The sequence below is a fragment of the Mucilaginibacter sp. L196 genome, from assembly GCF_009765905.1.
In the GTDB taxonomy this organism is placed as follows: domain Bacteria; phylum Bacteroidota; class Bacteroidia; order Sphingobacteriales; family Sphingobacteriaceae; genus Mucilaginibacter.
The window spans coordinates 309,584-327,202 of sequence record NZ_LMUO01000015.1 but is presented as its reverse complement, the minus strand read 5'-3'; the positions used below and the strand labels follow the sequence as shown (position 1 = coordinate 327,202).

Sequence of the window (17,619 nt, the reverse complement as noted above, 5' to 3'; positions counted from 1 at the left end):
AAAATTTAAAACTGTGCGTTTACTCCTAAAGTGAATACGCGTGGGTTTGGATACCTGCCTAAGTCAATATTCTGTAAAGTAGGGTTCTGGTTAAATGAACCTATTTCAGGATCAAGACCTGGATATTTGGTAATAACAAATAAGTTTTGTCCGCTAACAAATACCTTTAAGCTGGTCATTGCAATGGCTTTTGCCCATTGTGATGGCAAATTATAACCCAGGCGCACATTTTGTAAACGAAGGAATGAAGCGCTCTCCAGGAACCTGTCAGACATAACTAAATTCGGGTTTGGCGAGCCAATGTGTGGTGCCGGGATGTTTGAATTTGGATTGCTTGGCGACCAGTAGTTTGCAGATGAAGCTAATTGGTTTTGGTATAAACTTGATAAACCTGCTGTTTCATATTCCAATGCATCTAATATTTTACCACCATATGATCCGTAGAAGAATATAGAAAGTTCAAAATCTTTGTAATCGAATGTGTTTGTTACACCATAAGTAAAATCAGGGTTAGGGTTACCTAGTGGAACCTGGTCGCTTGCATCAACTTTACCGTCATGATTGGTATCCTGATATTCTAAATCACCAAGCCAAATAGTGCTTGGCTGGTTAGGAGCATTGGTAACTACTTGTACACTACCAGTAACATTTTGTGGGTGTGTAGCCAGGTATTTTAATTGGGCTTGAGTTTTAACAACACCTAAAACTTTATATCCAAAAAACTCACCAACTGGGTAACCTACAATTGTTTTGGTAGGGGTTAAGCTGTTAAAGCTTAAGTTTTCTTTTCCGATTATTGGAGGAGCGCCATCTAGTGAAGTTACCACATTTGAATAATGTGAGAACGTAACTGTAGTGGTCCACTTAAAGTCTTTACTTACTATGTTTTTACTGTTAATAGTAACCTCAATACCTTTATTTTGAATTTGACCTGCATTTACGTACGGAGGCTGAATCCCTGCTGGGTTGTCGCCATATTCATTAGGCCCACCAACCAAAAAGTAAGGTAATGGCTCCTGGAAAAGGAAGTTTTTAGATGTTTTTTGATAGTAATCAACACTTCCGTCAATACGGTTAAAAAGCGTGAAGTCAACACCTAAATCCTTTTGGATTGCAGTTTCCCAGGTTAAGTTGGGGTTTGCTACGTTATGAATAATAAAACCTGTTCCAAACGAAGTAGGTATAGCTGTTAATGATGCACCATAAGAATATGGAGGTACATTTGAGTTACCTGTTGTTCCGTAACCTAATCTTATTTTAATATTATCAGCAATTTGTTTTATTGGAGCCATGAATGATTCATCAGATAATCTCCATGAAACCGCAGCACCAGGGAAGTAACCAACTTGATGACCTTCTGCAAAATTAGAAGTACGGTCACTACGGATATTGGCAGTAATGCTGTATTTATTGTCAAAAGTATAAATGGCACGTGCCAGGTACGATTCCATTACCTGGGTTTGTTTGTATTCAGGTACAGAGGCCGCAACTGAATTTGCAAGGGCTATACTTTGTATTTGATTACCTGCAACAAATCCTGAACCGGAAAGAGGTAACTGATCATAAGTAGATTCCCATACTTCGTGGCCTGCAATAGCGGTTAAATTACTTTTACCCCAGGTATGGCCATAATTAAAATATTCTTTCCAGCTCCAGTATGTGCTGTTTGTAGTTAAGCGACTCAATGTAGCTGTCGCATTTGATATATTGTATTGTGATGGTGTTCCTGTAGCACCATAGCTATAAGTTGGATTAAATGTTTGTGCATCCGACCAGTTAAAGTCACCATCAACCTCTGATCTTAAGGTTAAATCTTTAAAGAATTTTATCTCAGCATATAAATTTCCGTTTATTTCATTACGGTTTAAAGTATTACTGATGTTTAAAGCCTGTTGTACCGGGTTAACACCACCTTCTAATGTACCTGAAGGAGTAACATAGGGGCCTGCATAAGAGCCATCAGGGTTATAAACAGATTGGTCTGGAGGTGATAATAGCGCATTATAAATAATACCTGTATTACTTCCAAGTCCAACATTTTCATCACTGCGGCTGGCACCAAGAGTAGTTCCTATTTTAAGCCAGTCTTTTGCTTGTGAATTTATGTTTGTTCTGATAGAGTAACGATCAAAATTAAAGCCTAAAACGGTACCATCTTGTTTAAAATATCCTGCTGATACGTAGTAATCGGATTTATCAGAACCGCCTGATACAGAAATATCATGATTTTGCTCAAAAGCAGTACGGAATATTGCTTTTTGCCAGTCGGTACCCGGGCCTAAAGCACTAGGATCGGCAAATTCAGCCCTGGGTTGTGTACCGTAAACAGAAGCAAGGCTATTTTGTAAAGTAGCGTATTGCTGTAAGTTCATCATATCCAAAAACTTACCTTGTTGTTGTAAACCTACCCAGCCATCATAAGTTACACGTGCGTTGCCGCTTTTGCCGCGTTTGGTAGTAACTATAATTACACCGTTTGCACCCCTGCTACCATAAATAGCAGTTGCGGAAGCATCTTTCAATATATCAATTGATGCGATATCATTTGGGTTTAGCATTCCAAGAGGGCTTACGCTGGTTTCCTCTTGTCCGCCTCCAGGGCGTGTTAATTGCTGGCTACCAGCTTGTCCCTGTATTTCAACACCGTCAATTACATATAGTGGTTCACTTTGACCGAAAGATGTAATACCACGAATGTGCACCGAAGTTGCGCTGCCCGGTTGACCTGAGTTTAATGTTACGGTTACACCCGCAGCTTTACCTTGTAACATCTGATCAACACTTGGCTGGGGAATATCTTGGATGTCTTTAGCAGTAACAGATGAGATAGCCCCGTTTACATCGCCTCTTTTTTGCGAGCCATAACCAATTACAACCACATCGGTTAACTGGCTGGCTACTGATTTAAGAGTAACGTTGATATTTGTCCTGCTACCAACAGTAACATCCGCAGATTCCATACCCACAAAACTAAAATGCAATACCGAGTTTGTACTTGCCGGTATGTTAATGGAATAGTGCCCGTTTATATCAGTTATTACAGCAATAGTGCTGCCTTTTAGCGAAACCGTTACACCTGGCAGTGTAACATCTTGGCCGTCACTAACGGTTCCTTTGATGGTGTTTGTGCTCCCTGTTGTTTGTGAAAATGCCGGGGCATACACAAGCAGAGCCATAAACAGCATCGCCATTTGTAGAATTTTTCTCATAATATGATTAGTTTTATAATTGATTATATCAAAATTACCCTAGGAATGACATGAATTATAATATTTTTTTACCATTCTATAATTAAAAATTATCTGTAAAAAGCTTATACGAGGCGTATGCAAACTAATAAGCAATGCAATAGGTGATATTATTTTAACATTTATTTGTTATAAACAATCAATTAACTGTCCGTTTGCGTAGTTTTTCTCTCAAATTTCGAGATTGGTTTATTCGATTTAGCAAGAATTGCAATGAGCCAATAGGTAATTTTATGATACTTGGTGCAAAAAAAGTATCATCTTTTAATAATTGCGTTTGCAATTGAAACGCAGTAGAAAATCATTTTTATGGTGTGATAAATTATTATTAAAAGAGATTTAATAGGTGTAAAATTTATGACATTAAAATATTAATGTTTACCAGGCTTAGTGTTTTGATATATCAATACATATTACTGCTGTTTTGCCCGGAAAAAAGATAAATATTTATAGATTTAGGTTTATAAAACTAAAAAATTTTATAAATTTAATACTTTATAAACTACAGTTATTTCCGAGTATAATATGATGAAGTTGATACGGCTATTGATATTGGTGCAGGTTGTTTTGTTGTTTAATATTGCTGCACAAGCCCAATCAACAACTGATAGCCTGCTTAACCAACTTAATAGTGTATTGGCTAATAAAGAGGTGTTGGTTAAACAGAAACAGGAGGCCATTGCTGAAATAAAGCAACACCTGAAATTTACAAAATCCGAAAGCGCCAAATACGATGTTTATGACCAACTATTTGAGCAATACAAATCCTTCATTCATGATTCTGCATATGTTTATTGCAAAAAATTAAATACCTGCGCTTATCTGCTTAAAGATGAAAATAAAATAAACTACTCCCGTTTAAATATGGGGTTCATCCTGGTATCTGCAGGTATGTTTAAGGAGGGCTTAGATACCCTGAATAAGGTAAATGTTAAGTATCTTACGAATGAGCAGCGGTACAATTATCTTTTTTTACAGGTGCGCAGTAATTTTGACCTGGCAGATTTTGATAAGATAAGTGATTACTACAATAAATATAGCCTTAAAGGTTTAAGTTATTGCGATTCTATCCTAAAACAAAACAAACCCGATTCATATGAATATCTTTCGGCATTAGGTTTAAAACTACTCCGGAGTCAGGATTATAAAAATGCAATAATCCCTTATGAAAAATTATTGCGCTTTAAACAAAGCTACCAGGACAGCGCTATTAATTATAGCTGTTTAAGTTTTCTTTATTTCGAGATGGGGCAAGCCGATAAAGGGCTTCCTTTATTAATCAAATCTGCTATAGTTGATAATACACACTCAACTAAAGAATCTGTTGCATTAACCAATCTTGCTACCCACATATTACAGCGGGGCGATATTGAAACCGCCTTCAGTTATATAAATAACGCTATTGATGATGCCAATTTTTATGGTGCACGGCACCGCGAAGCGCAGATAAGCAATATTATGCCAATTATTGAAAGTGAACAGATAGGAGGGATAGAGAAGCAAAAGCGTTCATTAATTATTTATGCATCCATAATAACCGGGTTGGTTTTTTTGGTAATTATTTTTTCGATAATTGTGCTAAAACAACTTAAAAAGCTGCGCATTGCTGATCAGATCATCGTAAATAAAAACAATGATTTAAATGTAGCTAACGCATCCCTAATAAAAGTAAATACCCGGCTTGATAATGCCAACCGTACCCTCTCGCAGTTTAATTTAAAACTTGATGAGGCCAATATGATTAAGGATGAATACATTGGCTATTTTTTCAATACGCACTCAGATTATATTGAGAAACTTGATAGGCTTAAGCGGTCAATAGAAAAAAACATGCGCGAAAAGCGTTATGAAGAGGTTTTAATGGTTCTTAATCGTTTAAATACCAATTTCGAACGCGAAAACTTGTCACATAGCTTTGATAGGGTGTTTTTAAATATCTTCCCAAAATTTGTAGAAGATTTTAACGCTTTATTTGATGCCCATCATCAAATACATTTAGCCGACGGGCAGCTGCTTAACAGCGAACTGCGCATTTTTGCCTTAATACGTTTAGGTATACATGATAACGAAACCATCGGCAAGATCCTGAATTATTCAGTTAATACCATATACACCTATAAAACAAAGGTTAAAAATAAATCGCTGATCCCTAACGAAGAGTTCGAAGACAAAATAATGCTGATAAAAGCAGTTAAGGAAAATGCAGATCAGCTTAACCAGGTAGATTAACCAATTACATTCCATGTTTTAAAACAACAAAAAGCCCCGAAGATATACTCTTCGGAGCTATGCCTGGGGTAGCATTATTCAACAGTTTTTAATTTTTTAGTACGATATACTGGTATGGAGCAAGTGTAACGGTGTTATTTAGCTTGCTTTTATCTCCCGTAAAACCATCTTTCCAATTATAATCCAATAGATTAGATGGAACGGTATAGCTAACAGTCGTATTTCTTAAGTTAGATAACACAAAAACCGCTTTCTCACCCAATTGCTTGGTAAAAGCACATACATCGTCGCTGCTGTATGAAGTTAATTCACCTCTTCTTACCGCTTCGCTACCGTTTCTAAAAGCAATTACTTTTTTGTATTCGGCAGTAACATCCGGATTTAATGACCAGTCAATTTTTGAGTTGGTGAAAGGAAATACCAAACTATATGGGGTGCCAACTTCCTGTCCGTCATATATCATTGGCACACTTTTCATATAAGCAACTACCACAAAAGCCGCCATTGAACCTTTTTTACCGCCAAATAATTGTATTGGCGAACCATCAGAACTATTTACATCGTGATTGGTAATATATCTAACCATTTGCTGGCCATCGGTTGCGTTGGTGTAATCCTTTATGTTGATAGTATCGATAGACTTTACTGTTTTTCCATCTTTATAGATCTCTTTCAGGTTTTCAAAAAATCTAAATCCAAAATTATAATCAAACCCGGCATTGAAGTTTTCACCTCGCGAACCTTCAGCTAAAAATAGCAACTTGTGTGCAGGTATGTTTCTAAGCGTATCAATAGCCTGTTTCCAAAAGTCAGCGGGCGGGCCATCAGCGTAATCACAACGGAAGCCATCAACATTGGCAGTTAAAACCCAATATTTCATGTCTTTTATCATGGTTAAACGCATGTCGTTATTTTTAAAATTCAACTGTGCAACGTCGTGCCAGGTTTGGGCATGTTTAATGTTGCCGGTTGAATCTTGCTCGTACCAATCTTTATTCACAATCCATGGGTTATCCCATGATGTATGGTTACCTACCCAATCTATTATGATCGCCATTTTTCTTTTATGCACACCATCCACTAATGCTCGTAAGTCATTAAGTGTTCCAAATTCGGTGTTTATTTGGCGATAATCCTTTACTGAGTAAGGAGAGTCTTGAGCTTTTAGTACACCTACCGGGTAGATAGGTAAAATATAAACCACATTAACACCCAATGCTTTTATCGAATCTAGGCGTGCTATAATGCCTTTAAAATTACCTTCCTTACTAAACGAACGCATATTTATCTGGTACATGGATACATCGCGCCTGTCAGGTACATTCATATATGGTTTACCATATTGTGGTGGATCATGATCTGGAGTGGTTTGCGCCATTGCAGTACCGGGAATGATTCCGGAAAGCATAGTAGAAATAGCTATGTAGCTTATTATTTTTTTCATTTTTTATGTTGACTTATATTTTATCTTTAAAAGGACGTAATTATATAACCCTCATGCTTAATGTATAGCTGCATTTATTATATGCGATAAATAATTGGTATGATAAATTGATATTATTTTCAGATCAACATCAACAAAAACTTAATTGGCTTATTTGTTAGCTTCTATTTTACAAGCAACACTATACAAATGAACTATTCATCGGCGCAAAAATCAATACAGCAAAAGGCCTATATAGAATTTAATATATTGGTTGTGTATATAAGAATTTGATTTATAGCTTATTGTGCGTGTTTGAGCTGTTGGCGAATATTGATTTTTATTTAATTAAAAAATGTTTTAAATACAATTATTCAGTTTATATAGAATAAAGCGCGATTTAAAAAGGTCAGCTCTATTAGTATAATCCGATAATTTCATATTTGAAATTAGTTTTTGATTCATATTATCCCTAATAATAATCTATATATTCTTTTTGTATTTAAGTAATTAAGTAATTGATAGTCAATTACTTAATTATGTATGTTATTCGATTTTTTTAATATCGGATGTTTGATTAGTTGTATTTCGCTCCAATCCTAATTTACTTTGACAATCCTATCGCTATAGCAGCGGATAGTTTTTAACCAATTTATTAAACCCAAAATCAATGAAACAAGTTTACTTATTTAAGTATGGTCTTACCGTGCTATTATTAATTTGTGCAATAAGTGTGTTTGCACAAAACAAGCCTTTTACAGGTAAAGTAGTTGATGAAGCAGCGCAGCCTCTTCCAGGCGCAACTGTTCACATTAAAGGTACAGATCAAACTACTACTACTGATGCAAAAGGTGTATTCTCATTTCCTAACAACGGACAATCGGCAATTGCTGTTGCAATCACTTTTGTTGGTTACGATGAGATGGATAAAACAATTGCGGCAACAGATGCCAGACCTACTATTCAATTAGTGCCTAATCAAAAATCATTAAACGAAGTAGTGGTTGTTGGCTACAGTTCTGTTAAAAAGACAGATCTTATCGGTTCTGTATCAAGCGTTTCGGCTAAGGATTTAAATCCTGGCCCAACTACCAATCCTTTAGACCAATTAGCAGGTAAAGCGGCTGGTGTTAACATCACTTCAACAGGCAGCGAACCAGGGGTGCCACCTACAATTCGTATTCGTGGAATCACTTCTCTGGAGGGCGGGAACGATCCCTTGGTGATTCTTGATGGTGTACAAGGTGATATGACTTTGTTAACTCAGGTGCCGCCAAGTGAAATTGCAAACATACAGGTATTGAAAGATGCTGTTTCAACAGCTCAATACGGTTCACGCGGTGCAGCAGGTGTACTTATTGTTACTACAAAAAGAACCCCTGCAGGTAAAACAAGCGTTGAAGTTACTGAAAACACTTCGCTTGATGTGATCGCTAAAACTTTACATGAGCTAAATGCAGCACAATGGACACAGGAAGCTAATGCTTTAGGTGTTGATGCTTCAGCTAATCACGGTTCAAATACAGATTGGTTTAACTTATTAACAAGAGATGGCGTAACTCAAAACCATACACTTGCTTTTGGCGGTGCTACTGATGAGTTTAACTACCGTGCGTCAATTAGCGCTGTTGATCAAACCGGTATCGTTATTAATTCAAACTATCATAAATACATTGGTACCCTTGTGGCAACACAAAAAGCTTTAAATGATAAGCTTACCTTAAGCCTGAATTTAAATAGCGGTATTACTAATACTACTTATAGCCCTACAGGTGTGGGCCCTGTATCTTATAGTTCAAATTTGATAAGCCAGACCTACATCTCAAGGCCTACGGATCCGGTATATAATACTGATGGAAGTTATTATATCGATCCAAACGTATTTCAATACGTAAACCCTTATGCAGTTGCTAAAACTGTAAAAAATGATGACAATTTTGATAACCTTTTCGGAAGCTTAAGAGCCGATTTGGATATCTATAAAGGGTTATCAGCAGGATGGTTCGGCAGCTGGAGAAAAACCGATGAAAATACCGGTTATTACGCACCGGTATCATCTACGCTTACAAATGCTATTGAATATAATGGTGTAGCAAACATTAACAACAAGCATACGGATGAGAAATTAATGGATATCTATTTAAAATATAACCATGATTTTGGAAAGAGCCATTTTGATGCACAAGGCATTTATGAGTGGCAACGCCAAACCTATTTTGGTGACTTTGCACAAGCAAGGGGGTTTATAAATGATATAGCTACTTATAATGCTTTACAAGCAGGAACATTTGCTGATGCACTGCCAGGCGATGTATCGTCTTACAAAAACGACAGGACGCTGGTTTCATTCATCGGGTTAGCTAATTATAATTATGATCACAAATACTATTTAACCGCAAGCTTTAGGCGCGATGGTTCTTCTGTATTTGGTGCAAATAACAAATTTGCCAGTTTCCCATCAGCAGGTGTTGCCTGGAAAATTGATCAGGAAGATTTCATGAAAGATCAAAGCACTGTAAGCTCGTTAAAACTGCGCGCTGGCTATGGTGTTACAGGTAATCAACAAGGCCTTCAGCCTCAGGGTTCCCTTTACTTAGTTGGGCTGGCTGGAACTACATATTTTGGTGGCCAAACTATACCATATTATGCTGCAATACAGAATAATAATCCTGACTTAAAGTGGGAAACCAAAAAGCAAACTGATGCAGGTTTAGATTTTGGTTTGTTTAATGACAGGCTTACTGGTACAGTTGATGTTTATACAGCTACCACTGATAATCTATTATTTGATTATCAAGTACTAGTCGAGGGTAATATTGTGAATCCAAATTATCTTGCTAACCTGGGTAGTTTACAAAACCGCGGTTTAGAGCTTTCATTAAGTTATGCCGTGATCAGAAAACCCAACATGTCGTTAACGCTTGCAGGTAATGGCTCATTTATGCAAAACAAGGTATTAAGCCTTGGTGGCGAAATTGAAGGTCAGACCGCAAATACAAACTATGTTGCTACGAATACACCAAATGCATACTTAGTTATAGGGAAACCAATAGATACCTATCTTATATTACATCATACAGGTGTAGATGCAACCGGTACTGAAACCGTTGCAGGTGAAGTAAATGGTCAGGTTGATCAAAGTGCTCAAAGTAAAGCAAGGGTTGATGAAGGACAGGCATTGCCTAAATATGATTATGCCTTTACACCATCGTTCACCTACAAAAACTTTGATGTATCAATGGTTTGGCGTGGTGCTGGTGGTAACAAAATCTATAACTCTGTACGCCAAACTTTAAGTATGTTGGGGAATATAGGTAGATCAAATGTGCTTCAAAGTGCTATTACTGACGGGATAAAACAAAGTACTTACGCTTCTGACGAGTGGTTAGAAAGCGGAAACTATTTAAGGTTCCAGAATTTATCATTTGGTTACAGGTTTAACGTTGCTAACAATAAATACATAAGCTCCTTACGTGTATCAATAACAGGGCAAAACCTTTTAACTATAACCAAATATACCGGGCTTGATCCTGAGGTTAATACAACTGGTGGAGCGCAAGCAATAGGCAGCACAACTTACCAGGATTCTTCAGGCAACGATGCCGGCGTTTATCCGCTAACCAGAACCTATTCAGCAGGTTTGAGTATAGTATTAAAATAATTAGAGTGATGAAAAAGATATTATTTGGTATTTTAATAGTTGGCCTTGCTGCTCAAAGTTGCACCAAGGTAAACGAAACCGTTTACGACAAATATGCCGCGAACGCTTTTTACGCGACTCCTGCCGGCCAGCAGGATGCGTTAGCAAGTATCTACGGTCAAATAACAGGTACATGGAGTAGCAATTATGCCGGTCGCGATAACTGCTGGTATGACCTTAATGAGTTCTCATCTGATGAACAAGTTATACCAAAGCGTTCTGATGGTTCCTGGCAGTTGGATTTTGAACAATTGTATACCCGTACTGCGCAGCCAAGTTTAGGTATAACAAACAATACATGGCTGTGGGCGTATCAAACAGTACATGCTGCAACCCTTGCAATTAGTACTTTAACAGCGGCAAAAGCATCTCCTGCATCCATTGCAGAAGCTACTGTTGCCCGTGACTGGGCTTATTATTTGTTGATAGATGATTTTGGTGATGTGCCTTTTTATACTGATGTTAATGCTAATCTATCAACGATTAAGCAAACACCAAGGGCTACTATCTATAATTTTTTAGTAAATGATCTTAAAGCTAATGTAGACCTGTTACCAACAACAAGAGGAGGTACTTTTTATGGGCGTTTTAATAAATATGCCGGCTACATGGTTTTGGCTAAGCTTTACCTAAATGCAGGCGTATATACAGGTACACCACAATGGCAAGCTTGCCTTGATGCTTGTGCACAGGTTACTGCCGGTGGTTACACGTTACACCCGGCAACTGCGAGTACTGCAAGCCCGTTGGGAAATACTTATTACGACCTTTTTGGTGATGTATGCCCTAATGATGAAACAATATTCGCATTGTATTTAACTGAGAATATTGAGAGCGGTAACATTTATACTATCAGAAGTATGGACACCCCAACAGGTACTGCGCTTTTTGGCTTTGCAGGATGGAACGGTACAATTATTCCTGAAGAATTTTATAACAAATTCGATCCGAATGATATAAGGATAAAACAGTTTTTAATCGGTTCACAACCCGGAGGTGCTGTATTTACGCCTACCGTTTCCTCGCTTACAAGCGCAGAGATTGACGGAGGTGTCAGGGATGTTAAATTCTATTTAGAAGATAATGCATCAGGCAAATTTGGAGGCATTCATGATGCCAGCGGTGGATCAAATGATTTTCCTGTGTACAGGTTTGCCGACGTATTGTTAATGGAGGCAGAATGTAATGTACGTTTAGGAAATGTACCAGCCGCTGCACCTTTCTTAAATCAGGTAAGGGAACGTGCAGGTTTAGCTGATATTGCAGCTCCGACACTTACTAATATTTATGATGAAAGAGGATTTGAATTAAACATGGAGGGCCATCGCAGGCAGGATATGATCAGGTTTGGAACTTATCTTGATGCGCATGGTTTTGTGCCGGCAAGTGGGGCTTTTATTGAATTATTCCCTATCCCTACGGCGCAACTTACCATCGATCCTTCATTGAAACAGAATCCTGGTTATACTAATTAACAATCATTATGAAAAAATTAATAAATCTTACATTAATAGCAATGGCCTGTTTGGCCGTTGCTTGCCATAAAGATGCTACGTTAACCAAGTTACAACCTGTAGCATTCACAGGTCCGCTTACGTCAACAACTACAAGTGTTGATATTACACCTGCTGATACGGCATCAAACGTTATTACATTCAACTGGCCTGCTGTAGTGTATCCTTACAAATCACATGTTACTTATACATTGCAGGTGGATTTATCAACCGATACAATTGGAGCAAGTCCGTGGGCAAATGCACAAAGTGTTACCATAGGAAGTGACGTTTTAACAAAAACTTACAAGGGTAGCGATTTTAATACTTTAGCCATTGCAGCAGGAATTGCAGCTAATGATACCGGTAAACTGGTTGTAAGGGTGCAAGCATACCAAGATCGTTATGCTAACTCAAAACCTATTACAATTAGCGTTATTACTTATAAACCAGCTGTTGTAGTTCCTCCTTTTAACGCCGGTTATCCTATATTATATTTACCTGGCGATTATCAGAGCTGGTTACCAAACGCTATTGTCCCATCAGCATTTGGAACAGCCGCCGCACCAACAGCAGGTGTTTATCCCGCTGCAGCATCAGCAAGTATATATGAAGGATATATTTATGAGCCATCCGGTGGTACTTATCAGTTTAAATTCACCAATGCGCCTGATTGGAACCACATTACTTATGGTGATTCTGGTACACCGGGTTTGCTTTCACCTACTTCAACTACAAATTTGGCGTTGCCAGGTGCAGGCTTGTATGAAGTATCAGCCAATCCAGTTACGCTTGCGTGGACCTATACACTAACCACATGGGCAATAATTGGGGATGCCACACCTAATGGCTGGAATGCTGAAACTGAAATGACCTTTATTCCGTCAAAAATGGCTTATACAATTAAGTTGAATATGCTTAAATCCGGATCATTCAAATTCAGGGCTAATAATGCCTGGGTGATTGATTTTGGTATCAACGGTACAACCAACAGAATTCAGTATGCTGATAACCCAATATTTGGTTCAAACCCGATAAATAATATGACTGTTCCGGCTGATGGTAGCTACACAATCACATTATATCTTGGTGATCCTAATGATTATTATTATACAGCTGTTTTAAATTAATTCCCAATAAGGCGGTGCTTAGGCACTGCCTTATTTTAATTTGCCCATAAATTATGAGTTTAATACTGCATTTATCATGATTGTAAATAAGTTACACCAGCCGCTCAATGTGGCTTTTTGCAATCAAAACAATTTTACATACAAGCAATATTACAGCGCCATGCGGGGCCTAACGCAGTTTAAATTCATTTCTAAAACAATTCATGAAATTTATTAAGATCACATTTATGCTTGCGTGTCTTTTGAATATGCCTCGCCTAATGGCGCAGTCTACTGTTTCAACTCCTGGTAATCTGGAAACAGTTACAATTGGTCAGCAGGATATATCTTTTAAAAGCACCAATGCTTACGGAAGGATTACAGTTTATTCTCCTTCAATTATTCGTGTACGGTTGGACAAGAGTCCAATAGAAGGGAATTTTTCCTATGCTGTTGTTGGCGAACCCCAGCAAACAAAAACTACTATTACGCAAACTAATGAGACTATTACACTGGTAACCGACTCAATTAAGGCAATCATCCAAAAACAACCATTTTCAATTGCTTTTTATACAATAGATGGAACCCTTATTAATGAAGATGAACATGGTTTAACTACTTCATGGGTGGGCACATCAGTAACAACATATAAAAAACTACAGGATGATGAGCATTTTGTAGGACTTGGTGAAAAAACAGGAAACCTTGACCGGAGAGGCAGTGGCTATACCAACTGGAACTCGGACGTATATGGTTATAGTGTTACTCAGGATCCGCTTTATTCAACAATACCATTTTATATTGGCATTCATCACAATATAAATTACGGTATATTCTTGGATAACACTTATCAAACCGACTTCAACTTCGGCGCAAGCAATAATCGGTTTTCTTCTTTTGGTGCAAGGGGAGGGGAGATGAATTATTATTTCATATATCACAAACACCTTGCAGATATTATTACATCATATACCTACTTAACAGGTCGTATGCCGATGCCGCCACTATGGTCATTAGGTTATCAGCAAAACCGCTATAGTTATTATCCACAGGCCGAGGTGATGCGCATTGCACGCACCCTGCGCGAAAAACGTATACCAGCCGATGGTGTCACGCTTGATATTCACTACATGGATCAGTATCAATTATTTACCTGGAATCATAGCCGTTTTCCTAACCCGGTATTGATGAATGATACGCTGAAAAAGTTGGGCTTTAGAACAACTGTAATAGTTGATCCCGGAATTAAAGTGCAAAAAGGCGCACCTGCTTATGAAAGCGGTTTAAAAGATGATGTATATATAAAATATTCTGATGGAGAACCCTATACTGGTCAGGTTTGGCCGGGTTGGTGCAATTTTACCGACTTTACCAGTCCGAAAGGCCGTGATTGGTGGCATAAACAGGTTAAGTTTTTTGCCGAATCGGGGGTTAGCGGTATTTGGAACGATATGAATGAAATATCAACCTGGGGCCAAAAAATGCCTGATAATGTGATTTTTAATTACGACGGTAAAATAACAACTCACCTGGAGGCCCATAACGTGTATGGCATGCAAATGGCCCGGTCAAGTTATGAAGGTGCTGTTGAGCAATTTAAAGAGCGCCCATTTATTCTCTCTCGTTCAGGCTATGCTGGTTTGCAACGATACACAGCTATCTGGACAGGTGATAATCGCGCCGAAGATGATCACATGTTACAAGGAGTACGTTTATTAAATAGCCTTGGCTTAAGTGGCGTATCATTCACTGCTATGGATATTGGAGGCTTTACCGGTAATCCATCAATCGCGTTGTATACCCGTTGGATTCAATTAGGTGCTTTTATTCCATATTTCAGAAACCATACAAGCCTGAATTCAAAAGCTTCGGAACCATGGACATACGGAGAGGATGTGCTTGATATAGCACGTAATTACATCAGCCTGCGCTACCAATTGATGCCATATTTGTATTCAACTTTTTATGAATCCACTCAAAATGGCTTGCCGGTAATGCGCTCATTGGCTATTAATTATACATTTGATCCTAAAATATTATATCCTGATTATCAAAATCAATATGAGTTTGGCGATGCCTTTATGGTAGCACCATTTGAAAGCGGTAAAGATTACGGTAAGATATATTTTCCTGAAGGTACATGGTATGATTTGTATACCGATTCTGTTCAAAACGGGATGGAAAATAAAGTGATACAGCTTAATATCAATAAATTACCGGTTTATGTTAAAGGGAGTAGCGTTATTCCTATGCAATCGCTTGTACAATCAACAGCAATATTGCCAACAGATACACTTTCAATTCATATTTATAATGGCAATAAAACAAACAGTTTTGTCTATTACGAAGATGATGGTATAAGTTTCCAATATGAAAAGGGATCATATTATAAACGTTTAATTACATTTAATCCAGCAGCCCGTAGTATCGCTTTTAATGAATCAGAGGGTAGTTATACTTCTCATTTTAAGTATATAAAATTAATACTGCATGGGTTTAACCAGATCGATAATATCAATAATGGAAAAGTCCAGTTAAAACTTGAAAACGGGAGCTATGCTTTTTTAAGCGCTGCGGCGAATACCGATCCACAGGGTAGTACATCGGCTACCGAGTCTTGCGCTGTAAAATGTGTAGTAATAAAAAATAGTCTAAAGAGTATAAATCTTAATTATTAATCCAGGAGGAATCGTGAATATGAATATCCAGAAACTAAAATTGAAAACCTACAGCCCAATATTGTTGCTGATAACAATATTGGTATTTGCAGGGTGTAGCAAATCAACACCGTTTACCCCTACACCAACCCCACCTCCGGTGAACAGTGGCGACCCTGCACAATATGGCACACCTTATGCAAGTGTGCCTGCTACTAAAGATATAGTAATGTATGAGGTTAATATAAAAACCTTTCCAAACGCTAATTTTGCCGGTGTTGAATCCAGGCTCGACTCGATAAAAGCTTTAGGCGTGAACGTGATATGGCTGATGCCAACTTATCCAATTGGCATACTAAAAGCAAGTGGTTCACCTTATTCTGTTAAAGATTATGAAGGTGTAAATTCTGCTTTTGGTACATTGGATGACCTGCGCACTTTGGTTGCAAATGCGCACTCGTTAGGCATGGCTGTTATTTTGGATTGGGAAGCTAACGGTACATCATGGGATAATTCCTGGATAACCACTAACCCATCATGGTACATACAGAGTGGAGGCACTATTCAGCAGCTTTCAACATATACCGATGTGGCTGCCTTAAACTTCAGTAATCAAAGCATGCGCTTAGCATTAATTAAGGCTATGAAGTATTGGGTATTTACGGCAAATGTTGATGGTTACCGCTGTGATTTTGCCGATAACACACCAAGTGACTTTTGGACACAAGCTTTAGATACTTTAAACAACATAACAACACACAAATTAATTTACCTGGCAGAAGGCACAACCAGTGCCGAAATATCATCAGGCTTTCAGCTTGATTATGCATTTGACTACTATGGTTCAATTAAGTCATTATTTGCAGGTGCATCAACGCCTGGTTCATTGTTCTCCACTAACGCTACCGAAATTAGTTCAATACCTGCATCAGGTACTAAATTAAGATATATAACTAATCACGATGATGCTTCGTCTGATGGTAGCACAATTACTGAATATAGCGGTAAACAAGGCGCATTAGCTGCATTTGCTATAGTATCATATATGGGCGGCATACCGTTGATCTACAGCAGCCAGGAAGTTGGCTATCCAAGTGCGATAAACTTTTTTAACAATGTGCCTGTCGATTATACCGCAAACCCTGATATGGTTGCTGCTTATAAGCAAATACTTGCATTTAGGGCTGCCCACGAGGCAATAAAAACAGGCACATTAACTCAATATAATGATGCTAACATTGTGGCATTCGAAAAAACATCGGGTACTGATGATGTATTGGTTTTAGTAAATACAAAAAATGTTGTTGAAACCTTTAATATACCAGCTGCATTACAAGGCACAACGTGGGGTAATGGCTACACTGGCGGTAACATTACATTTTCAACACAGTACACACTACAGCCATATAGCTACTTTGCATTTAAAAGATAAATAACTAGTTAATATTTCCACTACAGGTGGTTGTTTATATAATAAGGCCCCTTCTTGGTTAAGGGGTCTTTTTTTGTGCCTTATTTTGGAGTATCTTATTTAAGATTCGTATTATATTATCATGGTTTTTCTGCTAAACCGTTAAGCATATTCAGTAAAATATGCATTTTAAAGTACCTGTTCCGGCATCATTTTAGTTAATTTCTCTTCCGTTATATGTCGGTAAATCTGCTTTAGTACCATTTAAAGGCAGATTGTGAAAAAAAAAGTGAGCTGGAACAAAGCGTATCATTTTTTTTGAATTAAATCCTCTAATCAAGCTTTTTCG

General features: G+C 37.8%; 8 protein-coding genes. 6 read left to right on the top strand and 2 right to left on the bottom strand.

Annotation, left to right across the window (positions count from 1 at the left end; all coding sequences use genetic code 11):
* Positions 1-5: 5 nt before the first annotated feature.
* Positions 6-3,209, bottom strand: coding sequence for a TonB-dependent receptor (locus tag GSQ74_RS12345; protein ID WP_158993682.1), 3,204 nt, complete (start codon positions 3,207-3,209; stop codon positions 6-8).
* Positions 3,210-3,773: 564 nt separating this feature from the next.
* Between GSQ74_RS12345 and GSQ74_RS12340 the strand changes: the two genes are divergently transcribed.
* On the top strand, positions 3,774-5,477 hold the full coding sequence (locus tag GSQ74_RS12340; RefSeq protein ID WP_158993680.1) for a DUF6377 domain-containing protein: 1,704 nt from the start codon (positions 3,774-3,776) through the stop codon (positions 5,475-5,477).
* A gap of 88 nt (positions 5,478-5,565) precedes the next feature.
* On the opposite strand, the gene GSQ74_RS12335 is transcribed toward GSQ74_RS12340, so the two are convergent.
* A complete protein-coding gene (locus GSQ74_RS12335) occupies positions 5,566-6,921 on the bottom strand; it encodes an alpha-amylase family glycosyl hydrolase (protein WP_158993678.1) in 1,356 nt (451 codons plus the stop codon).
* A gap of 649 nt (positions 6,922-7,570) precedes the next feature.
* On the opposite strand from GSQ74_RS12335, the gene GSQ74_RS12330 reads away from it, so the two are divergent.
* The 5 genes from GSQ74_RS12330 to GSQ74_RS12310 all read left to right on the top strand — a co-directional run bounded on the left by GSQ74_RS12330 (position 7,571) and on the right by GSQ74_RS12310 (position 17,291).
* Positions 7,571-10,561 carry a SusC/RagA family TonB-linked outer membrane protein gene (locus GSQ74_RS12330; protein WP_158993676.1) on the top strand — a complete coding sequence of 997 codons (2,991 nt, stop codon included), beginning with the start codon at positions 7,571-7,573 and terminating at the stop codon, positions 10,559-10,561.
* 8 nt (positions 10,562-10,569) lie between these two features.
* Positions 10,570-12,075 carry a RagB/SusD family nutrient uptake outer membrane protein gene (locus GSQ74_RS12325; RefSeq protein ID WP_158993674.1) on the top strand — a complete coding sequence of 502 codons (1,506 nt, stop codon included), beginning with the start codon at positions 10,570-10,572 and terminating at the stop codon, positions 12,073-12,075.
* 8 nt (positions 12,076-12,083) lie between these two features.
* The gene (locus GSQ74_RS12320) at positions 12,084-13,223 is read left to right on the top strand and encodes a SusE domain-containing protein (protein WP_158993672.1); all 1,140 of its coding nucleotides are present in this window, start codon (positions 12,084-12,086) and stop codon (positions 13,221-13,223) included.
* A gap of 203 nt (positions 13,224-13,426) precedes the next feature.
* Positions 13,427-15,880, top strand: a complete 2,454-nt coding sequence (locus tag GSQ74_RS12315; RefSeq protein WP_216846726.1) for a TIM-barrel domain-containing protein — start codon at positions 13,427-13,429, stop codon at positions 15,878-15,880.
* Positions 15,881-15,899: 19 nt separating this feature from the next.
* Positions 15,900-17,291 (top strand): alpha-amylase family glycosyl hydrolase, encoded by a 1,392-nt coding sequence (locus tag GSQ74_RS12310; protein ID WP_158993670.1) that lies wholly within the window; start codon positions 15,900-15,902, stop codon positions 17,289-17,291.
* The last annotated feature ends 328 nt before the right edge of the window (positions 17,292-17,619 follow it).